Annotated in this window: 18 protein-coding genes and 1 other RNA gene; 5 read left to right on the top strand and 14 right to left on the bottom strand. The window is 38.7% G+C overall.

The window, feature by feature from the left end; genetic code table 11:
- Window positions 1–56: 56 nt before the first annotated feature.
- Window positions 57–1,325, bottom strand: coding sequence for a serine hydroxymethyltransferase (gene glyA / locus AC00Y6_RS14450; RefSeq protein ID WP_474491318.1), 1,269 nt, complete (start codon window positions 1,323–1,325; stop codon window positions 57–59).
- A 613-nt stretch (window positions 1,326–1,938) separates the two neighbouring features.
- Here glyA and AC00Y6_RS14445 point away from each other — a divergent pair.
- A complete protein-coding gene (locus tag AC00Y6_RS14445) occupies window positions 1,939–2,235 on the top strand; it encodes a hypothetical protein (protein WP_474491317.1) in 297 nt (98 codons plus the stop codon).
- A 56-nt stretch (window positions 2,236–2,291) separates the two neighbouring features.
- Here AC00Y6_RS14445 and AC00Y6_RS14440 read toward each other — a convergent pair whose 3' ends face one another.
- Window positions 2,292–3,179: a DUF72 domain-containing protein gene (locus AC00Y6_RS14440; RefSeq protein ID WP_474491316.1), complete on the bottom strand. Its 888-nt coding sequence runs from the start codon at window positions 3,177–3,179 to the stop codon at window positions 2,292–2,294.
- 294 nt (window positions 3,180–3,473) lie between these two features.
- Here AC00Y6_RS14440 and AC00Y6_RS14435 point away from each other — a divergent pair, with 294 nt between their 5' ends.
- On the top strand, window positions 3,474–6,659 hold the full coding sequence (locus tag AC00Y6_RS14435; protein ID WP_474491315.1) for a TonB-dependent receptor: 3,186 nt from the start codon (window positions 3,474–3,476) through the stop codon (window positions 6,657–6,659).
- A 72-nt stretch (window positions 6,660–6,731) separates the two neighbouring features.
- Here AC00Y6_RS14435 and AC00Y6_RS14430 read toward each other — a convergent pair whose 3' ends face one another.
- From AC00Y6_RS14430 to AC00Y6_RS14410, 5 genes are all read right to left on the bottom strand, one after another.
- Window positions 6,732–6,872 (bottom strand): OmpA family protein, encoded by a 141-nt coding sequence (locus AC00Y6_RS14430; protein WP_474491314.1) that lies wholly within the window; start codon window positions 6,870–6,872, stop codon window positions 6,732–6,734.
- Window positions 6,865–7,737: an OmpA family protein gene (locus AC00Y6_RS14425; RefSeq protein WP_474491313.1), complete on the bottom strand. Its 873-nt coding sequence runs from the start codon at window positions 7,735–7,737 to the stop codon at window positions 6,865–6,867. The genes AC00Y6_RS14430 and AC00Y6_RS14425 overlap by 8 nt, the downstream gene beginning before the upstream one ends.
- A 138-nt stretch (window positions 7,738–7,875) precedes the next feature.
- Window positions 7,876–9,531: a ribonucleoside-diphosphate reductase subunit alpha gene (locus AC00Y6_RS14420; protein WP_474491332.1), complete on the bottom strand. Its 1,656-nt coding sequence runs from the start codon at window positions 9,529–9,531 to the stop codon at window positions 7,876–7,878.
- A 452-nt stretch (window positions 9,532–9,983) separates the two neighbouring features.
- Entirely contained in the window at window positions 9,984–10,958 is a 975-nt protein-coding gene (locus tag AC00Y6_RS14415) for a ribonucleotide-diphosphate reductase subunit beta (protein WP_474491312.1), read from the bottom strand.
- A 336-nt stretch (window positions 10,959–11,294) separates the two neighbouring features.
- Entirely contained in the window at window positions 11,295–12,137 is an 843-nt protein-coding gene (locus tag AC00Y6_RS14410) for a carboxypeptidase-like regulatory domain-containing protein (protein WP_474491311.1), read from the bottom strand.
- 235 nt (window positions 12,138–12,372) lie between these two features.
- On the opposite strand from AC00Y6_RS14410, the gene ssrA reads away from it, so the two are divergent.
- From ssrA to AC00Y6_RS14395, 3 genes are all read left to right on the top strand, one after another.
- Window positions 12,373–12,775: a transfer-messenger RNA gene (ssrA, locus tag AC00Y6_RS14405) on the top strand.
- Between the two features lie 431 nt (window positions 12,776–13,206).
- Window positions 13,207–13,728: a Riean_0653 family protein gene (locus tag AC00Y6_RS14400; RefSeq protein WP_474491310.1), complete on the top strand. Its 522-nt coding sequence runs from the start codon at window positions 13,207–13,209 to the stop codon at window positions 13,726–13,728.
- Between the two features lie 10 nt (window positions 13,729–13,738).
- The gene (locus tag AC00Y6_RS14395) at window positions 13,739–16,840 is read left to right on the top strand and encodes a PGAP1-like alpha/beta domain-containing protein (protein WP_474491309.1); all 3,102 of its coding nucleotides are present in this window, start codon (window positions 13,739–13,741) and stop codon (window positions 16,838–16,840) included.
- Window positions 16,841–16,896: 56 nt separating this feature from the next.
- On the opposite strand, the gene AC00Y6_RS14390 is transcribed toward AC00Y6_RS14395, so the two are convergent.
- The 7 genes from AC00Y6_RS14390 to AC00Y6_RS14360 form a co-directional block, all read right to left on the bottom strand.
- Complete coding sequence (locus AC00Y6_RS14390) at window positions 16,897–17,511, bottom strand: hypothetical protein (RefSeq protein ID WP_474491308.1); 615 nt, start codon at window positions 17,509–17,511, stop codon at window positions 16,897–16,899.
- A 75-nt stretch (window positions 17,512–17,586) separates the two neighbouring features.
- Window positions 17,587–18,825 (bottom strand): MobV family relaxase, encoded by a 1,239-nt coding sequence (gene mobV, locus AC00Y6_RS14385; RefSeq protein WP_474491307.1) that lies wholly within the window; start codon window positions 18,823–18,825, stop codon window positions 17,587–17,589.
- Between the two features lie 155 nt (window positions 18,826–18,980).
- The gene (locus AC00Y6_RS14380; protein WP_474491306.1) at window positions 18,981–19,934 is read right to left on the bottom strand and encodes a toprim domain-containing protein; all 954 of its coding nucleotides are present in this window, start codon (window positions 19,932–19,934) and stop codon (window positions 18,981–18,983) included.
- 164 nt (window positions 19,935–20,098) lie between these two features.
- Window positions 20,099–21,133, bottom strand: coding sequence for an AAA family ATPase (locus AC00Y6_RS14375; RefSeq protein WP_474491305.1), 1,035 nt, complete (start codon window positions 21,131–21,133; stop codon window positions 20,099–20,101).
- Window positions 21,133–21,495, bottom strand: a complete 363-nt coding sequence (locus tag AC00Y6_RS14370) for a DUF3853 family protein (RefSeq protein ID WP_474491304.1) — start codon at window positions 21,493–21,495, stop codon at window positions 21,133–21,135. The genes AC00Y6_RS14375 and AC00Y6_RS14370 overlap by 1 nt, the downstream gene beginning before the upstream one ends.
- A 114-nt stretch (window positions 21,496–21,609) precedes the next feature.
- Window positions 21,610–22,680, bottom strand: a complete 1,071-nt coding sequence (locus AC00Y6_RS14365; RefSeq protein WP_474491303.1) for a hypothetical protein — start codon at window positions 22,678–22,680, stop codon at window positions 21,610–21,612.
- Window positions 22,681–22,693: 13 nt separating this feature from the next.
- Window positions 22,694–23,683 carry a transposase gene (locus AC00Y6_RS14360; RefSeq protein WP_474491302.1) on the bottom strand — a complete coding sequence of 330 codons (990 nt, stop codon included), beginning with the start codon at window positions 23,681–23,683 and terminating at the stop codon, window positions 22,694–22,696.
- Window positions 23,684–23,731: the final 48 nt, after the last annotated feature.

Raw genomic sequence — 23,731 nt, 5'->3', positions numbered from 1 at the left:
AAAAAAGCCCGCCAAAATCCAAGATCCTGGCGGGCGTATAGAGTTAACCGAAAGGCTTAGTTATTAAAAAGGGCGCGACCCTCCATCAGGGCGTTCACCTTGGTTTTAACACCTTCCAGCACCGTGGTATTATTAATATCGCTCACCACTTCCGAGATCAGGCCGGCAATGGTTGCCATATCATTCTCTTTCAATCCTCTGGTGGTAATGGCAGCCGTACCCAGTCGGATACCCGATGTAGTAAACGGCGACTTGTCATCAAAAGGCACCATATTCTTGTTGCAGGTGATATCGGCTTTTACAAGCGCTTTTTCCGTTTCCTTACCGTTCACGTTTTTGTTGCGAAGGTCAATCAGCATCAGGTGGTTGTCTGTACCGCCGCTCACGATCTCAAAACCAAGGTCTGTCATGGCTTTGGCCAAAGCCTGCGCATTGGCCTTCACCTGCTTGGCATAAGTTTCGAAACGGTCATCAATAGCTTCAGCAAAAGCCACTGCTTTAGCAGCAATCACATGCTCTAACGGCCCGCCCTGGATACCAGGAAACACAGAGCTGTCCAATACGGCACTCATCAGCTTGGTTTCTCCTTTAGGCGTTTTGTGGCCATAAGGGTTTTCAAAATCTTTGCCCAGCATAATCATACCGCCACGGGGGCCTCGTAGGGTTTTGTGTGTGGTAGTGGTCACCACATGGCAATGCTCAAAAGGGTTATTGAGAAGGCCCTTGGCAACAAGTCCTGCCGGGTGGGCAATATCAGCCCAAAGCGTGGCACCTACCTCATCGGCCACTTCACGGAACTTGGCATAGTCCAGGTCTCTGGAATAGGCAGAGAAGCCTGCAATCAGCATTTTAGGGCGCTCTTTAAGAGCCACTTCGCGCATCTGCTCATAATCGATCAAGCCTGTTTCTTTCTGAACGCCATACGAACAAACCTGATACTGGATACCAGAGAAATTAACCGCTGAGCCGTGGGTAAGGTGTCCTCCCATAGAGAGGTCCATACCCATCACTTTATCGCCGGGCTTCAGCACAGACAGGTAGATGGCAGCATTGGCCTGTGAACCGGAATGCGGCTGAACATTCACGTAATCGACACCAAAAAGTTCTTTGGCCCGGTCAATCGCCAGCTGTTCGATCTCGTCTACCACTTCACATCCACCATAGTAACGGCGGCCCGGGTACCCCTCGGCGTATTTGTTGGTCAGCACGCTGCCGGCAGCCTTCATAACGGCATCGGAAACAAAGTTTTCTGAAGCAATCAGCTCGATGCCATGGCTTTGGCGCGCTCTTTCTTTTTCAATAAGGTCAAAAATAGGGTCTTGCATTTTATAGATTTATTTTCCCCAAAAATACAAAATTCCACACAGCCCGTCATAATTATGACCCGTATAAATCACAAAACAGATAAATGAATGTTGCAGAATAATATTTAATGATAATTGATAAGCGATAGATGATAAACGATCCACACATTACAAGTTCTTGAAATCAAAATATCCTTTATCTTACCCAGATAATTGTTACGCCCTTGTCTATCTTAAAATAAACCCAATCAGTTAAAAATCCCTCGTCTCGCTTTGCGTTTAAAAAACCAGATACCAAAAACACTCCTAAACTCTCTCACTCTCAAACCCTCAAATTCTCAAACTCCCCAACACCCTCTCAGCCTGAGGCTCTCAAAAAAAGAAACCTTTCTTTATAAATAGTGCATTGATAGCAAAGCCATGTTAAAGCCATACCAAAGCCATGGATATTTCATGGATTGAAAACAACAACCCTATTATCAAATCCTCAGTTTTAACCAAAACAGCTAAGAATAACACAAAAAACAAAAACCCTTCACATTGTTTATCATCGCTCTGTCTATTATCTATAAGTCTACCATCCACAACAGCTCTCAAATATTTTTCGTACCTTTAACTCATTAAATAATGCATTATGAAGACCAAGAAAAAATATAAAAAAGAATTGCTCAAGTCCCTTAAAAACCTGGAAGCGGCAGAACATGCCACCATGGAGACGATGACCAATCTGATGCTGCTGAAAGAACTGAAAAAGAATAAAATCACCTTTAAGAAGGGGGATACATTTTCTTTTGAAGACAGCATCTTTGACTACAGCGAGGACCGCAACATCCGCCAACTGGCCAAACTCCGCCGCAAAACCATCAAAGTAATGAGCAAACTGGTAGAGAAAAACGATTTTAAAGACAAGGAACTCAGCTTTTTGGCATAAATCCTTACGGATTAAAAAATAAAAGCCTGCTGATTATCGTCAGCAGGCTTTACTTTTTAGAATAACATGGGCTGGTCGGTCGCCATCACGGGAACATGAATAGTGGTACCCCAAGCGTCATTCATCGATTTGATGAAATGTGCCGACAGCAGTGGCGAAGCCTGTTCTATGTTTTGATGCACAAAAAAGTACAGGTTCTCAAGTCCTTCTTTTTTCCATACAGTGAGGCGGTCTAGCCAATCATCCAGGCGCTGGTAGTCACTCTCTGTATTGGCCCCCACATAGCGGATAAAAGCATTGGGCGTAGTAAGCCGCATGTGGAGCATATCGCGGCGCCCTGCCGTATCTACAATAATGTTGGTAACGTGGTAATCTTCAAACAGCTGGCAAACCTTGTCCAGTATAGCATCATCGGTAAACCATTCGGTGTTGCGGAGCTCTACTGCCAAGGGCACTTCCTGGGGCCAGCTTTTAACAAAGTCTTCCAGGCGGTCATATACCGTGGGCTTAAAGTTGTCGTGCAACTGTAGGAAAACCATGCCCAGCTTTTCATCAAAATTAAGCACCGCATTGGCAAAATGCGTCACAAAATCGGTGACATTCATTAAACGGCGGAAGTGCGAGACGGTGTTGGGAATTTTGGGAAAGAATTTGAAATCCTTGGGGGTTTTGTCTTTCCAAGTGGTCACCTGCTCTGGAGTAGGCATGCTGTAGAACGTGGCATTAAGCTCTATGGAATTGAACTGCGTAGCATAGTAGCTCAGCTCATCCTTGGTCCCGCGGGGGTAAAAGCCTTTCAGGTCGGTCTTGTTCCACTTGGCGCAGCCAATAGAGATATCCTGCAGCCCTTTCTTATTACGTTCCAATATCGCCTTGGTTTGTGCGTGGTCTTTGGGAAGGGTAAAATCTATACCCGACGGATCGTCAACTTGTCCAAATTTCATAAGATAGAATTTAATCAGTTGAAATTAATCATAATTAACGGGATAAAAAACTGCTTGCTGTGGATTTTGGTTATTTTATTATCAATAGGAAAAACAAGCACCTGGGAATCTTTGATAATTTTTTAAATTGCGGTTCATAAATGATTCATATACCAGTCTGGTTTCTTTACTTTTTTAAGCTGTTTTTAATTTTATTTTAATAATTCTATGATGTAATATTAATTTTCTGTTTCATACCGATGGCTGTCCGCCAATCTATTTTTGCTTCGATCTAATTAAATAAATAGATACGATATGAAAAGAAAATTGATTTGTGCCTTGGCATTACTTTCCTTTGGGGTGGCTTTTGCCCAGGAGACCAGCGCCCGGATTGTGGGAAAACTGAAAGGGGCTAATACAGCAATGACGGTTAAACTAACCCACATCCCTACCAACAGTACAGTAGAAACCAAAAGTAACGGCCAAGGGAGCTTCAGCGTAGAAAACCTGCAGCCGGGAGGCCCTTACAGGATAGAAGTCCTGGATGGTAACCAGACGGTATACTCTTCTGATAATTACCAATTATCATTGGGAAGTAACGATTTGCCTGTTATTGCCATAGACAACCGCGAAAAATCCATTGCCGGAGTTACACTTACTGCCAATAGGCGTTCGGCTAAAAATGGTGTAGCCATCACCGAGGCACAAATAACGGGATTGCCTAACATCAACCGGGGCATCCAAGATGTTACCAAGCTGGTGCCACAGAGTGCCAATAACTCATTTGCAGGAACCAACTTCCGCTACAACAATGTTACCATAGATGGTTCCATCAGCAATGACGCCATTGGTTTCAGTCCTTCTTTAGGAGGCCAGACCGGTACTTCGGGCATGCCCGGTAGCAGTACGAGATCCAACGCTATTAGCCTGGATGCCATACAGGATGTACAGGTTTACATTGCTCCTTACGACGTAAAATTGGGGAACTTTTTGGGTGGCAGCGTTAATGCGGTAACGCGCAGTGGCAGCAATGATGTAACTGGTTCTATATATACCTATGGCCGAAATGCCGCCATAACAGGCAAAAACAGGGTGGGCGATAATTCTAAAATGCCAAGTTCTTTTGAGGACTATATTTTTGGTGGCCGCGTGGGTCTGCCTGTTGTAAAAGATAAACTTTTCCTTTTTACCAATATGGAGTATACCCGAAGGACAGACCCTGTCTTCTATAATTCAGGAGATTCCGGGGCTCTGATTGACAATACTACGGCGCAGGCCATCTCCAACTTTGTAAAATCCAAATACGGCTTTGATACAGGCAGCTATAACCAGTATAACAATTACTCACAAAGCTCCAAATTATTCAATAAACTGGATTGGAAAATAAATGACCAGCATACCTTGTCCCTTAAAAACAATACAGTCTTCTCCGAAGCATCCAACCTGGAGCGTGATGGTGCCAATTTCCGTTTCTCGGGAATCGATTTTGTGCAGAAAAATCAGGCTTCAACCACCACTTTGGAGCTTAAAAGCCGATTTAGCGACAAACTCAACAATACTTTACTAGTAGGCTACTCGGCTATCCGCGATTACAGGAACCCAACTTCGTCCAATGTGATGTTCCCACAGGTAGAAATTGCCTATAATGGCGGCACCATATTTCTGGGTAACGACCGGGAGGCCAGCGTTTTCAACATGAAGCAGAAAACATTTGAAATCACAGACAACTTAACCTACAAAGTGGGGAACCACACGCTGTTATTCGGGACACATAACGAACTTTATAATATCAACTATGGTTTTGTAAATGCCCTCAATGGCAGGATTTCCTACAAAAGTCTGGCAGATTTCTATAACTCGACACCAGCGAGGATCAGGGGAACATATTCGCTCAGTGGGCAAGACAGAGAGCAGCTGTTTGATAATCCTTATGCTAAATTTAATATTAACCTTTGGTCTGCTTATGTACAGGACGAGTTCTCCATCGGACGGCTAAGGCTTACCCCTGGCTTACGCCTTGATTATACAGACATTGGCAATATGCCGAGCCTCAGCAACAAGGTAACCACTTCGCCTGCAGATTCCCATTACGGTACCACTTATACTTATACACCGCTGACACAGTTAACCAATACTTACCTCAACAAACCGACCTTATCCCCTAGGCTAGGATTTACATTGAATGTGACTGAAGACAAATCGGTTGTTTTGCGCGGTGGTTCCGGTATTTTTGTGGGGAGAATCCCTTTCGCATGGCTCGGATACGCTTTCTATAACGATGGTGTAGGATTTGGCAGTTACGATTATAACGGCCCTACAACTGCACAACTGGCAGCCAATGGCGACCCTTTGGTAAGTGGCAACTTCCCGAAATGGCAAAACTCGTCCAAAGTGCAGGTAGATCTTGTGGATAATAATTTTAAGATGCCCAGAATATGGAGAAGTTCTCTGGCATTGGACTATATCGTAGATGGTTACAAACTGACCTTGGAAGGCCTGTATACCAAGGTGCTGTATGACCTCAAATTCCAGCAGGTAAACAAGACCGATGCCGTAACCTATTACAGCTATGATGTAAACCATGAGATGCCTATCTACTCCACCAACATCAATTCAAATTTTTCTAATGCCTATATGCTGTCCAACACCAAGGAAGGATACCGCTACAACTTAACAGCACAGATCTCCAAAGCTTACAAATTCGGATTCAACTTCTTCGCGGCCTATACCTATGGCGACGCCAAAGATATTACCAACGGTATCCGTAACTCAATGGAAAGTAACTGGCAGATGAACCAATCATTGACCCCAAATGATCCCAAACTGGCTACTTCTAATTTTGCTGTTAAAAACAGGATTGTTGCAAACCTTGGTTACGGCCTCAACCTGTCCGAAAACAACAGGCTTTCAACGAATCTTTACTTCAATGCACAGTCGGGTAACCCTTTTTCCTGGGGCTTTGTTAATTCGACCATTGCCAACACTGGGCAGGCTGCAGGTTTGGCCTATATCTTTAAAGATGCTGCAGAAGCTGCAAAATATATCATAGATATCAAAGATGCAGGTGGCAACGTGGTTACCAGTGCAGCCAAACAGGTTGCTGATTACGAAACGTTTGTAAACGGCAATAGTTACCTGAGCAGCAGAAGAGGCAAGTTCACAGAACGAAACGGGGACTTCACCCCTTGGAATGTCCAGACAGACCTTAGGATTATGGATGAATTCCGTGTCAGCAGTAAATCTAAAGATAATATCCAGATTTCATTGAGCATTATCAACCTCACCAACCTCCTGAATAAAGACTGGGGCAAAGTATATTTTGTACCCAACACTTACAACTCTACCTCCAGCGTAGGCCTTACAAAAGTAGGAAGCGTAGCTGCAGGACAAAGTGGTGCTGGAGATCCAACTTATAATTTCAAAACACCTAGCTTGCCGTACACGATAGATCAGTTTGCATCCAGAGTACAGGCACAGCTTGGATTAAGATATAACTTTTAATTTTTTACTTTTCTCTTCATTGGGCTGCCTGGATTTCCGGGCAGCTTTTTCATAATATCCAGCGTTGTACAGCTACCGTTTCACGAGCTCTACCCTGCGGTTCTCTGCCTTACCTTCCTCGCTGTCGTTGCCAGCAATTGGCTTCTCTGCACCATAACCGTTAGATGTTAAACGGTTTTTATCAATCCCTGCATCTGTAAGGGTTTTAAGCACGGTTGCGGCCCCGGTCTTTTGAAAGTTGCAGATTGTGGGAACTGGTCCCCGAATTATCTGTATAACCATTGATGTCTATTTTGAGTGATTTATCGGCCTGTAATACATGGGCAATCTGGGCTACAGCATCCAATCCGTCTGCTTTCAGCGTAGATTTGTCGGTATCAAAGTTGATATGCAGGATGGATTTTCCTTTTTCAGCGAGATCCTTACTAATCTGCTCAGAGGTGATCTTAGTAATGGTCTGCTTAAACGGCGTCTTCTGAACCATTTCAATGGCACCGCTGGCGTTGTTTCCGCTAAATTGAATATAAATATCATCACCTGCAGTACGGCGAATGACATAAACCTTTACAGGTTCATTCCAGTAATCTTGGGACCCTTCTTCACCTAGGTATTTGGCATTTTCTTTAAATTTATCCAGCTCTTCTTTGGAGACTTTCCCATCAAAAACCTTGACGCCACCAGCTGCACGTATCGCATCATCATAACTTTTTACAAAGTAAGGGTAAGAAAACTCACTGCTGCTGTTCTGCACTTTCGTCACAAATGTTTTCCACGATTTGCCTTCAACAGGGATAAAATGGCCATCCACAGGAAAGTACACCTGATCATAATCGCGCTGCAATGGTTTATTCTGAGCCTCAAGACCTTCAGGAAATGAGAAAAAAGGAAATGTTCCCAAATCTTTATCAGACACAGGAATGGTGTTGATATCAAAAACCGAAGTTTTTTGGGTATTGTCCGTAGTACTATCTTTTTCCGCAACGGCGTTGGGAACAGATGATTCTTGTGAGGTTTTCTTGCAGGATACCAAAGCAATGCTGCTAATCATAATGGCAGACGTAATGGATACTATTTTCATAATTCAATATTTAGATGATCGATTTGAGACTTTATTCAATGTCAATATTTCAGTCGAATGCCAAATCTATTCCATTTTAGAAACAAAAAAACCGCATCCAATGATACGGCTTTATTATAGATAGATTTTTATTGAATTTTAAGCTTCACAAGATGAGCAGCTGACAAAATTCACCATCAGCTCTTTGGATACCGAAGAACTTCTTTGGTAATACAATGTTTTCACCCCTTTTTTCCAAGCCTCAATCATAACGTAGTTAACGTCTTTCACCGGCATCGTAGAAGGAATCTGCAGATTCAGCGACTGAGCCTGGTCTATATACTGCTGTCTTTGCGCGGCTTGAGATACAATCTCCATAGGCGAAATCTCACGGAAAGTTTTGAATACTGCTTTTTCCTCATCTGTCAAACCTTCTAGATGCTGTACAGAACCGTGGTTAAGCATAATGGTTCTCCAGGTTTCTTCGTTATCAAGGCCCTTTTCATCCAGCAATTTTGCCAAATATTTGTTTTTACGCATAAAATTTCCTTTGGCCAAACCGGCTTTGTAATAATTGGAAGCGAACGGCTCGATACCCGGAGACGTCTGACCAAGGATTGCAGAACTGGAGGTGGTAGGTGCCACTGCCATCAGCGTTGTGTTTCTAATACCATACCCTTTCAGCATATCTGGCTCGCCATAGATATTAGCCAATTCCTTAGAAGCAATTTCAGCCTGTTCTTTGATATGACGGAACGCTCTTGCATTAAATTGTGTAGCCTCAAAACTCTCAAACGGAATCATATTCTTCTGAAGATAAGAGTGGTAACCTAAAACTCCCAATCCAAGCGCTCTGTGACGCATGGCGAAATTTCTGGCAGAAGTCAGGTAGTAGTTACCTTCGGTTTTCTCAATAAATTCTGACAATACAGCATCCAGGAAGTAGATAGCCAATTTTACAGCATTGGTATCTTTCCACTCGTCATACAGCTCCAGGTTCATGGATGACAGGCAGCAGATGAAAGATTCGTTGGCAGAAGACGGCAACATAATCTCGGAGCAAAGGTTACTGGCATTCACCATCAGGCCGGCATCTTTGTACACCTGCGGCTTGTTGCGGTTCACATTATCTGTAAAGAATATGTAAGGAAGCCCTTTTTGTTGACGACTCTCCAAAACTCTGGCCCAAATTTTACGTTTTTCGGCATCACCGTCAATCATATCTTGCATCCAGTAATCCGGCACGCAGATTCCCGTAAAGAGGTTTTGGATGGGGCTACCAATATCCTTGATACTCAAAAACTCTTCGATATCACCATGGTCTATATCCAGGTAAGCGGCAAAAGCACCTCTTCTTACGCCCCCTTGAGATACCACATCCATAGCCGTATCATAAAGCTTCATAAAGGATACGGCACCAGATGATTTCCCATTATCGGTAACGGCAGTACCACGGTTTCTCAGTTCCCCAAAATAGCCGGAAGTCCCACCACCTATTTTGGTCTGCATAATCACTTCACCCAGTTTGTGGGTAATACCCTCGATATTATCGGGGATATGAACGTTGAAACAAGATATTGGCAAACCGCGTTGGGTTCCCATGTTGGCCCATACCGGAGAAGAAAAACTGATCCAGCCTTTGGTAATCATTTCTTTGAAAGCCGGTTGCAGTTCTGGCTTGTACAGGCGTTTTGCTGCAGCGGTGGTAATCCTGTCTATGGCACCTTCCACAGTTTCGCCTTTCAGCAGGTAGCCTCTGTTAAGCATTTGCTCAGACTCTTCGTTGAGCCACCATATATCTATATTTTCGTCCATCATAACTTTATTTTTTTCTATTAATATTGATTGTGTTTATAATTGTTTTGGGCGCCTTTATCCGTGCTCCACTCCCGCTTTTTCGTTGTTGCCACTTCCCCCCATGCCCCTACAGCAAAAACAAAAAGAGCTCCGTTCAGCCCGGGGCGCGCTGCGCTTCTTTTGATGCTTTCACATAAAAAAGAAAACCCCAAGAATGATACATTGTTCTCAAAATTTTCTTTTTCACGCCACCCTTTCAGAGTTCAAAATTGACTACGTATAATCTACGATTTCCGAAGGGTTTTCTATTTGCTTTTGTCATTCCGCAGGAATCTAAACTGCTGAGATTCCTGCGGAATGACAAATATTATCTTCTATTGATATTGAAATCCTTCGACAAGCTCAGGATGACAATGCTGACATTAAATGTTTCAGATTTTTGAGCTTAAGATCTGATTTCCTTACCGAAATTAGAACAAATCGTTCGCCGTAATACTCTTATCGTGTTTGGTATAATCTACCGGACGTTTGGCGAAGAAGTCATCCATAGAATTGGCAAAAACTTCTTCCTCAAACCATACCATTGGTTTGTAATCTTCCTGGGTCACGTTGTAGCGGGTTTTCATCCCAATCTTTTTCAACGAGTCGTCTACACGGTATTTCATAAAATCGAGCAGGTTTTTCTTGGAAACTTTTTCCAAATCGCCCAACTCAAAGATCCAATCCAAAATATTGGATTCCATCTCAATGGATTCATCTACAAGGTCGTAGATAGCTTCTATATCTTCTTCGTTCAACAGGTCAGGTTGCTCTTCTCGGATCTTGTTGATTAGGTAGATGCCGCCGTTGGCGTGGATCTGCTCATCTACAGACGTCCAAGCGATAATGTTGGACACATTCTTCATATAGCCTTTGAAACGGGTAAAAGACAAAATAATCGCAAACTGGCTGAAGAGCGATACATTCTCTATCAAAATACTGAACAGCAACAGTGATGACACATAGGCTTTAGGATCCTGAGAGTTGGCATTTTTCAGCACTTTTCCCAGATATTCTATACGGTCCCTCACGGCAGGTACTTTCACCACATCCAAAAACTCATCGTTATAGCCCAATACTTCCAACAATCTGGAGTAAGCCTCTGAATGACGGAACTCACATTCAGCAAACGTGGCACCCAAACCATTAAGCTCAGGCTTTGGAAGGTGCTGGTAGAGGTTTCCCCAGAAGGTCTTAACATTGACCTCAATCTGGGCAATAGCCAGCAAGGCATTTTTGACAGCATTTTTCTCATGAGGCTCCAATTGGGAGTGGAAATCCTGAACATCTGCAGTAAAATCTACCTCGGAGTGAACCCAGTAGGACTTGTTGATAGCTTCTATAAATTGTAATACTTCCGGATATTCAAACGGCTTATAACTTACTCTTTTATCAAAAATCCCCATAACTTAGTGCTTATATTTATTGAATGTACTAGTAAAAAAACCGTTAGCAGAAACATAATCAACAATTTACTCAATTAATTACTCCGCAAAACCGGCCTTACAAAAATAGAAATAGAAACCAATAAATGAAATAAAACAACCTTGAAAAACGTCAAAAAACTGACAATCATAGGTAAAAGTTTTCCACATTTTTTGCGAAGCCTTTGCAGCAGGCATTTTCACGGGAAAAGCACAATAGAAAGCACACTAAAAGAGACTGCTTGCTTTAAACAAGAAATAACAATTCCTTTATTTATAAATGAAATACATTAAACAGAACCTTAAAGTCAATAGAGCTTAACCCTCCACAGATTTTTTGGTAAAGCTGTGATTCTTGAGATATTCTGTAAATGCTATTTTCAGTTTGAGCTCAATGGCCGCTTTGTTAAAATTGTTACGGTAATTTTTGGCAAGATCATAAACCTTGTCGGCGTAGGCTAGGAAAACATCAATATCATAGTCATCCATGCCATGATTTGTATAAAAAGAAATATCAATCACCGCTTTCACACGCCTGTAAAAATCCTGTGTTTCGGCATAGTCCGCCTTTGTTTTGCTTCCCGATTTATTTCCCAAAATAGCAGAACCCAGCATACTCAACAAACCACCACCAACACCGCCTGAACCGACACTAAGCAAAGGCACTACACCAGCATTGGGATTGGGCTGCTTAAACGCAGACGGCACCGATGCAGTGGGAACCATTTGATGCATTGGCGTTCGCATGTAGATATTCATTGAGTTATTAAGTGCCACTTCCCTGGCAGGTGGATTAAGCCTTGGAACATCCTTTTTCAGATTCCCGGTAGGATGAAATTTTAGGGTCAACGCCTCTATCTCAATAGGAATAGACAAAAGCCTGACGTCCATACTTTTTGAAAAATCCCCAGTTGACAAAGTAATCACCTGGCGCTCGTAACCTTGCCTCGCCAAACGAAGTTCGTCAAAAACCTTGGCCGGGATTGAGAAATTCCCCATTTTATCCGTTAGCACCATTTGGTCTGTCCTCGTATTATAAACCGTAGCGCCCGGCAGTTTATCACCATTATCATTGGTTACATTCCCAATAATAAGATCTGATTGAGAAAAAAGGCGTAGTGAAAACAAAGTCAGCAATAAAAAGAGTCGAGGTATTTTCATAGTTTTAATTTGATACAAAATTATGCTGATTAAGGATCACTCTTGAGGAAAAGGTTATTACCATCGCAAAGTTTAACCCGATTTAACCCCCCTTATGATATTTTGGCAAAATGTCGCGTTGCAAAATGTTAAAATTCAGCCATTGACTATTAAATTAATTTGCCAGTTTGTAAATTTACCGTAACATGGAAATGCGTTTGAAAATTTTATGTAAATTTGCAATCTTACACTTAACGGGGTTGACTGGTTTCGACAGCAAGACCAATGGGTAAGTAAGCATGCAGAGAACCGTAGCGCGATCTCTCAAATCCCTTGCTACACAATTTTAACTGGCAACGAAGAGTTCGCTCTTGCAGCTTAATAATCGAAGTTTAGTAGATTCAAGCGTTTCCCGAAGATTTTAGTAAGGAAGTAAGATGTCTCACAAACGCTCTGTTCTGCGGCGTTTGAACCTGGGGCATAGCAATGCAGAAATAAGGTTTTGGAAACTTTGGCCAAGGCTCGAAAACATTAGAAGTTAAGGATAGAATTGGGTGTTTGTTCTCTGTTCTATCTCGAAAACCAATAACAAAATAAGCATGTAGAAAGCTTATGTATTGCTTGTTTGGACGAGGGTTCGAATCCCTCCAACTCCACAATTAACATTGAAAATCAGAAGATTACAGTGTTTACACCCAAAAACACACCCAGTAATTTATTGGGTGTGTTTTTTGTTAATTAAATTTATAGCAATACATTATTGCAGAGCATAGTTTTGCACATTAAATTTTTTGACACAAAATATGATATAAAAATATTGATGCTATTTATCGCATCGACAATTGTGTCTTACTCTTGCAAGGCACACAATAAAAATATTTTAGATTTTTTTTCATTAGCGATACATCTTGATATCTTTTACAATCTTACTACCATAAAATTGCTTTTCATCATTGGTAAAACAATGAAACCATCAACATAATCTGTAATGATTTTTCTCATTTATTAAAAATTTAATATTTATTATTTGTAATTATTATCTATCTTTAACATAACATCCAAACAAAATAACATCATACAAAATAACATCATGAAAAACTTTCTTTTTTTAGGCCTTTTATGTATTGGCCTTTTATCATCCTGTAAAGATGATGATACCCCTAACCAAAACACGCTTCCTGAAGCAACGCAATCCGGTAAAAATACTGGAGGAGCCTTAGTAGACAATAATATTTGGGTAGCAAAAATTGAGTCACCAGATCTTAACCCTGGAGGAAATAATACCAAGTACGAATTTGTAAATAATACATATCAACTACAAATAGTATTAAGACAAGTGAATGATACAAGCAACAGAATTGTCATCAATATTTCTGACAGTAATGAGATTACTGCTAAAACATATTCTGTTACAGCCTGCCGATATGAAAATCAATCTCAAGTGTTTGATGTTGGCATTGGTAATAATGATGGAATATTAAATATCATCAAATTTGATAAAGATAATAATATAATTTCTGGAAGTTTTAGTTTCACCGCTAACAATATAAATGGTAACAATAGTAAAGTCACTATTACCGAAGGTCGCTTTGATAAAAAATTCATAAACTAAAAACCATACTATGAAAACAAAATTTTACCTGATTATTCTATTATTCTTAGGTTTTTTAGGGCTGGGTCAGATTGTAACGACACAACAGCAACAAATAGCAATTCCTGTTGATCCAGGAGACATTAACCAAATAAATCCTTTACAAAATATTTTCACGAATCTGGAAAAAGACAGAATTCCAAACGGATTGTTATTAGACGCAGCAATAGAATTTGCTCACTTTAAAAAATACGATGGCACTATCCCAGATAGCTCATATACCAGCTCAAAACTAGTGGTTGATGTATACAATACTTTATTAATGAGTCGTTTGTCTGCCAATTCCCAAATAACAAAAACTTCAGAACAATTTACAAGCGATTGGAAAAATGAACAACAAATTGATATTATTCCTTTAGGTGGGGTCTTTTATAGATATTCCGAGTTTTCCGAAATTACCCAGCAGAATTCAAAGAATACGGGTGATCCCGGAACATTAATTATTAATAACAATCAAATCCAAGACAAGTATGTCAACGGAATCTGGCAAAATCCTTATGAAGAAAAATTTGTATTTGCTCTGGCTCCTTCAATAAACTCTTCTAATAAGTTCAATTTTAAAATTAAACTTCCTGATAATCTGTTTCTCAGCAATCAATCAACACAGATTCAGAAAATAGAATATAAACTCTCGGATAATCAACCATATCAATTGTTGCCATATAATCAATTGATCAATGCAAACTACACCGCCGAAGGAACATACCATTGGACATTTAAATTAACTTTGAATTCAGGTCAGATATTATATTCCCACACATTGTTTACCATTGATGGTCATTTAGATCAATTTGTTGAAATCTCTGATACATCGGCAAAAACTAGCAATCTTGACCAGTATACGAAAAAAGTAATAAGCAATGGGTTGTTTAGCAGAGCCACTCTTTATATTCAACTTGCACCTGGACATACTCAGATTACAAAACCATTAATAGTGGCTGAAGGATTTGATATGGGAAATATTATAGCACCTACGAGAGAGGCGGGATTAACCAATATCAATAATTTTAAATCTAGTTTAATATATCAAAATGATTCTGGGAGTGGTAACAATTATTCGTTATACTTTAATTTAAATGACAATTACGACATTATTTATGTTGATTGGAACAATGGGGTTGATTACATTCAAAACAATGCTGCTTTACTCAAAAAAGCAATACAATGGGTAAACGATAATAAAGCTGGTACAATAAAAAATGTTGTTTTAGGACAAAGTATGGGTGGACTTATTGCGAGATATGCTCTTAAAGATATGGAAGATAACGGTATCAATCACGATACTCAACTTTTCATTTCGCACGATAGTCCGCATTTAGGAGCAAATATACCTTTAAGTATCCAGTATATGCTGATTAATGTTTCTAAAACCTATATCAGGACTCCAATAGCCGGACCTTTGGAATTTATAGTACCTATATTTAACCAAGGTATATCAATCAATGATATTCTTACATTGACCGATACACCTGCGGCTAGACAGATGCTTATCAATTACGTGAATAAAAATTATCAGATAGATAACACTATCCACAATAACTGGCAGAATGAGCTTAAATCCAAAGGATATCCCCAGCAATTAAGGAAAGTAGCTATTTCAAACGGTAGCGAATGCGGAACAGATCAAACAATTAATGATTTATTGAGACTTTATAAGGAAACAGGCGAGCAACATTTGTTTTCAGATATTTTAGGTGTTTTGTTAGGTGTGGGAACCGGACGATTGGATATGATCATTTTAGCTTCTTTACCCGGAAGTTCTAAATATGTTTTTGATTTTACAGCACGTCCTATGATAAATCTTAATGAAAACAAACAACTGTATTCGGGAAGTATTAAATACAAGAAGAAAATACTTTGGTTTATAAACGCACAGGTTTCCCTACTAAGTGGTAGCAGGAATCAGCCCTCAAATATATTCCCTATAGACAAATATGGCGGGGGAAAATTCATATTGGCACAGGACGAATTGCCAGGCTTTATTAAAGATAACCTTGATATGCGTCCCTTTAGCTTTATCCCTACTCCAAGTGCACTAGATTATAAATTTGGTAATGTTACATTAGGAGAAAGTGATTACCAAAAATCTTTTTCACCTGTAGATGATGCATCCAATGTCCCATTTGCTAATTTCGTTGCAGAAAAAATGGATTTTAATAATGATCACATATCCTTTAGTCAGAGAAATGGACAATTCTTTATCAATCAATTATCAAATTCTACTACCACTCAGAACCAAACGCTAACGACAGCATTTTTGTGTGGAAGCAAAGTGAAAATTGGGGGTGAAGCACTATTGTGCGGCAATAATAATGCAATCTACACAACAGGCTTTGCACCTAACATACAGTGGTCTGTCATAAATGGTCAAAATCTTATTGACATAACCGGTCCAAGTAATCAACCACAGATAAGTATCACACCTAAATCAAATGCTAACGGGTATGTCAAATTGCAAGCATATTTAGCTGGGGACGGTGCCAGCAATACTGTAACAAAAGATATATGGATCGGAAAGCCATTAGCAGGTGTTACACAGATAAACAATCCTAATTATTATAATGAAACTCACTTTTATCTTGATTCAAGCACACTTAATTTTCAGGATATAACAAATATTCAATGGACCAAAATATCATCTAACCCTATTGCGGGAGTAACATTACTTGCAAGTCAGGGATCTACAACAGGAATGGCAAAAGGACCAAATAATAGTTGGACGATGGAAGCGAAAGTTGATATTACAAACAGCTGTGGTACGTTTACATTATACACAACTCTAACTCCTCCACCAGCTGCACCTTGTGAAACTTTTTCACTTGCAAAAACCGAAGAATCTTCCGACAGTTATGCAGTGTTAAAAATAATAGAACCGCCTTGTTCTTCAAACAGGACAGTAACTGCAAAACAAGGAGACCAATATCAGATAACTGTAGCAAATAGTTTGGGAACTATTGTAATTTCAAAAACAGGAGATACATTTGACTTGCAGAGTTTCTCTAATGGTGTATATGTTGTGAATATTTCAAAAGACAATAATACTTTAATAAATCAAACACTTATAAAAAATTAACATCATTTAAAATAACAAAGAGACTGCCTTTTGGCAGTCTCTTTTCACTTAATATGCTATCGTTTCATTTTTCTACTATTTATTTCTTCATTTCTTGAAAAATTATTTCTCAAACTTTCTTTGTATTTCTCTTCAAGCCATTTCTGACTTTGTACGTTTTCAATTTTCAGAATTTTACTTTTCTCGATTTTGTCATATTCAATATTCAATTTAAGACTTTTAACTCTGAAGCTTTTAAAATGTCTTGAAGAATATATTTCTCCGCTGATATGTAATTCTTGTTTTTCAAGCAATGTTCTGATCGGCTTCGGTGGTAATCCCATCTTTTCACATTCTATAACAATAGGAAATGAGTCTTTTATTTCAGGGTGATATTTTAATACTTTATCAAATACTTTATTCTGTTTTTCTAAAGTATTTTCGAGTTTTGAAACTGAATCCTGCATCTTTCCTTTTTCTCTATCATTATGAATCTTAAGAATGGTTATTTCTTTTTTCATCTGCTCATTTTCCAGTTCCAATTTCTTTGTCTTAGACCCTGTGATAACATTGGCAAAATTTTCAACAATTCTTTTTGAAGATATATTTTTCTCAATGGCTTTCAATTCAGATTGCTTTTGATCCTTTTCCTGTTGCAGTTGTTGATTTTGCTCATGAAGATTACCACACATTTCTCCAAATCTTTTCCTATCTGAGAAATATAATACTGCACAAAAGTGTAGGGCTTAAATAATACCTCAATTACTTTATCTCCTCATTTTCCTATTATTTATTTCTTCGTTTCTTGAAAAATTATTTCTCAAACTTTCCTTATACTTTGTTTCCAACCATTTTTGACTCGGCTCGCCACTAATTTTTAAAATTTTACTTTTCCCAATCTTATCATATTCAATACTAAGCTTGAGCTTTTCAACTTTGAAACTTTTAAAATGCCTTGAAGAATAGATTTCTCCGCTGATATGGATTTCTTGTTTTTCTAATAGCGTTTTGATTAGCTCCGGGGGTAATCCCATTTTTTCACATTCTATAACAATAGGAAGCGAATCTTTGATATCAGGATGATATTGTGCTATTTTATCAAAAACCTTATGTTGATTTTCTAAAGTATTTTCCAGTTTTGAAACCGATTCCTGCAACTTTCCTTTTTCTCTCTCGTTTGCGATTGCAATTGTATTCATCTCTTTTTTCATCTGCTCATTTTCCAGTTCCAATTTCTTTGTTTTAGAGCCTGTGATAACATTGGCAAATTTTTCAACAATTCTTTTTGAAGAAATATTTTTCTCAATGGCTTTCAATTCTGATTGTTTTTGATTCTTCTCCTGTTCCAACTGTTGATTTTGTTCATGGAGATTTCGGTAATATTCGGCTGTGGAAATATGCTTGGCTTCCGACCCTTCAATTCCTCTTTTTAATCCGTATTTTGCCATTGCTGTAGCATATGTATTCTGATAATGCTTCAGTCTGTTTCTTGCCATCACATCATCGGCGCAAAGACGATTAGCATTTGAGCTTTTCTTCTTATAGATTTGAGGATTATTATCCTTCTTTTCTTTTCGTCTTTCTCCTGTGACTATTGGAACTATAGTAGCATGGATATGTGGTGTTTTTTCATCCATATGAAGAACAGCAGAAACCAAATTCTCTTCTCCAAAAGTTTCTTTCAGCCAATGAAGATTATCTTTACACCAATTATCCAATTGCCTGTTTTTCTCAATGGCTTTCATTGTTTCATGAGTTCCAGACAACATAATACGAATGGCTCTCACCTGATTGGTTCCGATCTTTCTTTTCAGATTGGCATTATTTAACCTGTTCTGTATTGCAGAAGTCCTGTTTTTGATTCCTTCAGGATAGGCAATAATTTCTTTGTTGAGATGAGTACGTGAAGCATCTGCATTTTTCGGATGGATGGTTCTCTCTATATGAGCTGACATTCCAGAATCATTACCTTTGGCTTTTTCTAAATGTAAAACAGTATATGACACGCTTCTTGAATTTAATATTTAAACAATTCGGGGGTTTCCAAAGGGGGAGTATTCCCCTTGGCTTATTGGGGCTTTTTTAGTGAAGTGCAACGGAGCGTTAAGAAAAAGCCCTAATAAGCTATGGCTTTTTTTATTAAAAGCCCTCCGTGCAGCCGTCACCTTTTTCTTTTATAGGTATTTGCCTGTTCAGGATTTCTGCTCTCGTCAATATCATTAGCCAAATTATTGTTAAGGATATTTTTGCTTTTGAGATAATCGTTCAGGTCTTTGTGGTCGGAATAGGTCACTGAAAAATCTTTTGCTTCCGGAAATTCTTCCATCAATTTCGAAGTAGCTTTTTGTCCGGCTTCATCATTGTCAAGTAACAAACTTGGTGTTAGTTTGTTTTCTTTTATCCATTCTATAGCTTTATTGAGATTGGAAAGTGAATTCATAATAACACAATCTACTTTCAACTGTTTTTCATTTTTCAAGGTAAGATGGGACAAGAAATCAAACATCCCTTCGTAGGCCATGCAGATTCTATTTTGCTGATTTGAGTCTGCACTTTTAATTACAGAAATATCCTGCGAAGTACAGCCTTTGAAAAATTCAGAACGAAGATGATAGCCGCCATTGTTACTGAGCCAGCACAAAGCCGTGTATTTCCTGTCACCGATGGAATAACTAATCTCCTGTAGATATTTCCGAGCAACATCAACATTGATTTTACGTTCCTGCAAGTATTGCAACAATTTTGAATCCTGAAGAGATTGTATTGTTTCAATGCTGAAATTAGATTCTCTTGTCGTAATTTGATTTTCTACTTTTTCTCTTTTGCCATTGAAAACAAAGTCTTTATTCAGATTTAAGTCTTTCAGGAAAGTAAGTGCCTCAGAGACAGTTCTTGCTTTTTGCATGGCAATGACAAGGTCAATGATAGTTCCACCTTGGGCGGAGCCATGGTCATACCACAGGTTTAGCTTGTCATCAACTTTCATCGATGCCGTTTTTTCCGTTCGCAAGGGAGAGAGGTAAAAATGGTTGTTTCGAACAGTTCTTTGCGGTTGATATCCCAAAGCATTCAGAAAATCGATAATCCTGATATTTTTTGCTGTTTTTATATTCATTTATTTTGGATTTATTGGGTATTCTTTTTCTTTCAACAGCAGTTTTGCTATTGAAAAGAAAAATCAGTATTGGATTAAGGGGGTTCGATGACTGGTTTAGTCTGGTTTACTAATATATATTAGTAAACCAGACTAAACCAATAGACCATTGAATGATTTTGGAATCAGTAGTAAAAAGTGGGGTTGAATTTATAAGACCTTCCTTCTTTGAATATCATCGTTTTGTTTTGACAAAAGACCTTCAATTTTTTAGCCTTATTGGTTCCGAAATCATATCCGAAATGTGCATAGGATTCTATGAGCTTTGAGATAAGTTCTCCATAGGAAAGTGATTTTTGGTCTTTGAAAGAAAGTGCCAACGCTTCCCGATGTATATGTTCCGATATTTCGTGATAATCGAATCCCTTGGATTGACCTGTCTGTATATGATAGTCATCCACCGATTCAGGCAGACCATCATTATCAATCCTGAAGGCAAAAGGCTCAAACTCAACATCACGAATGCTCATGGGTTTTACAATAGAGACATTCGGGTCTTTTTCATCCCTCACCACTTGTAGTATACTCTCAGCTTTATTTAGCAGTTCCGTTCCCAAATGTCCCCTCGCATTATCATCTGTTTTATTGACGTGTAAAACGGTGTGGATATGCAACTGATAGACCTCTGTCCAAATCATCAGTTTGGAAACAATCTCTGTCGATTCATTAGGGGAATTGATATCAAATACCAGATCCCTTATTCCATCGATAATTACCAACCCTAATGAAGCTGTGCTTTTGATTGCTTCTTCGATAATCTTAATACGGGTTGATGGATTAAATCTTCTCAGACAGACGAATTCAAGATTCTCCGGTTGGATATCCTTGCTCATTCCAGAAAGCTCAATTATCCTTGACAATACCTTCTGGCTGTGATACGGACTTTGCTCAGTATCGAAGTAAATGATTTTCCTCTTATCATCAGGCATCGCAGCATTATAATTGAGCATCAGGCGACAGACCAGAGCAGCTGCGGTCATCGCCGTAACACTAAAGGTCTTTCTGCTTTTGGCTTTTCCAACGGTAGCTGAGAAATTACCAAGTGTTCCTACAACAGATTCATCAATACGGATAACAACAGGCGGATATTCAAATTTATCGGTAATCAAAAGCCTTGAGGAATGCCATAAACTCCTTATGTCTTTGCTATTATCCATCATCACTTTCTTCCTCCTGTTTTACGTCCGGCTAATTCTAATGCAAGGTCTGCATCCACGATGATTTTACGACCTATCTGTGTGATGGCTTTATCTATTTCTCCACTCTGCTTGATTCGGTTCGCTGTGGGAATACTGCATCCAAATAGGCGTGCGATTCCAGCAATTCCGTAAACGTATTTTTTTGTAGAATTAATGAGGGGAACAGGTTCAACTTCTTTATGCCCATCAGTCTTCTGAAGATAAAGAAATTCTTCTCCTGTCATTTGCCAAAGCGGTTTCTGCTTAAGTTCGGTTAGGTTCATATCTTTTGCAATGTTATTGTTAAACAAGCCTTGTACTTCGGCATTATTGTTCGAACACATTGCAAATCTATGTCGGAAAAAAGGTGGTAAGAAGGTGGATGCCTTAAATTTATATCATTGATAATCAATGAGTATTAAAAATATTTTAAGTGGTAAAAGTGGTATTATATGGTATCAGGAAGTATAAACAAATATTTTACTGATAGACAGCGCAAAATTCTTAGATTCTCTACTGGGCGTTTCAGATACAGGTTCTTTGTATTTTGAATTGTAGAAGCCTTCCTCGATACCTATGGAATTTAATATAGCTGTGCGCCACTCTGTTTTATTTTCTACTTTTAGATAATCATACAGTATGGAAATCAAATAGCATATTCGTATCTTTTCTCTTTTCCTGATAATCAATTGAACATTTGCAGGCAGTAAATTTAGAATGGAATACAATTCCATTTCTGTAAGATTCTCAAATTGTATTCCATTGCATTCTTTATGGATTTGTGAGACTATTTCCATATTGAAATATTTTCCCTCCTGCATTTGAGGATTTGATTGATTAGAATCTTGCCTTTTTGTTTCAATCGGAAAGTAATTATCCAAAATTGAAAGATTGAAAATTCCCGATTCGTAGAGTTTCTTGAAAATATTATTTACATATTTTGAAGCAACAGTATCCGATTCATTTTTCTGTTTATAAAGGGCTGCGAGTTTTTCCTGCTCAATTTTATACAAATTGGAAAGTCTCTCTTCCTCTCTGCTAAGAGATTCTACTTTCGAATCATCTCTATTCCAACTTGCAGACTCTAATGAGTTTTTAATTTCTTTCAATTCCAACCATTGAGTATTGGTTTGAATTTGCTGAAAAGTAATTTGAGAGTTGAGGAAATCTGGTCTTTTTGAACAAACAGCCAATGTATCAATCTCGTCAAGAAAATTCTGATTACTCTTATACAATTCAATATTATTATTAATCAGTGTTCGCAACATAGAGACAATTGGAAATTGCTTTTCTTTATCCGTGGAAAGGATAAAATTCAGAACTGATTTTTCAAAGTTTTCACGGTTTTTTAGCCAATTATAGAAATCTGTAATTTGGCATTGTTCGTCAAAACTTAATGTTCGAGCTTTTACAATTTCTTGATATGAGGCTGTCTCAAAAGGACAGTCTTTTTTTGTGCTTTGTTTAAAAATCTGATTTTTGAAGTTTTCTATTTTTGATTTTTTGAAAAACAAAGCTAAAAAAGTCAAAAAACAGTCTTTTTCAGACTGCTTTTGCCATTTTTTTGAGATTGTGGGCAATGGCGAGAATGCCGATTTCTACTTCGACCTTGGTTTTTCCTCGAAGCATAAAACGTTTAAAGTTTTTGTTGTGTTTGAGCTCTGCAAAAACAGGTTCAACATCGTGACATCGCTGTTTTCGGAGTTTGATGCCTTTTTTGGTATTGAGTAGTTTGAAAACCCTTTCCCTGATTTTTGCCAGTCGAGGATTGTTTTGAGAAGTGGTTATTTGTCCCGATTTTTGATCTTTTCTGAAGTAATTGTATTTAACATAAGGTTTTATTTTCTTGTTTTTCAATAGGTTATAGTTTTCTTCCGAACCGTAGCCTGCATCGGCAACGAGTTCTTTCGGAACTTTATGATAGCGGTCTTCAAAACCTTTTAAATGAGACTCCAATGTTTTGGTATCCGTAGGATTGGGATGGATGGAATAATGTAAAATAAATTGTTTATTCGTAGAAATCTGTAGATTATAGGCCGCTTTGAGCTGCCCGTTTCGCATATGATCCTCTTTCATCCGCATAAAAGTAGCATCTGTATCGGTCTTGGAATAAGAGTTTCTGGCTTGTAAAATCGCCTGTTGTTTTTTGTATTTATCCAAATTGTTTGCCCAGTTTTTATTGGCATAATTCAGTTTCTGGCGAACTTTCGAAGGTATTTTTTTATCCTTCAACACCTCGTTGATCTTGTCTATGGTTTGTGTTACTTTTTCTGAATCAATCTCCTTAAAATCGATGTTTTCAGTGTTTTGAAGCTCTTCTTTTGCCACACTTTCTGCATAATTCCATAGCTCTTCCAGTTGTTCTGCAATTCTTACCTGATGCTTCTTGATGGCTCTTCCCCAAACAAAAGTATAGCGGTTGGCGTTGGCCTCTATCTTGGTCCCATCTACAAAAGTGGTTTCCAGACTTACCAAACCTTCCTTTTCCAAGAGCAAAACAATTTGTGTAAAGATGGCTTTGACTTTAGTCATGGTCGGAAGAAAATTCCGACCATTTTTTATGTTTTAAAGACTTTAGCA

It is taken from the genome of Epilithonimonas sp. (assembly GCF_056329745.1).
The sequence above is the reverse complement of the archived record's forward strand: the minus strand, read 5'-3'. Positions and strand labels throughout refer to the sequence as shown.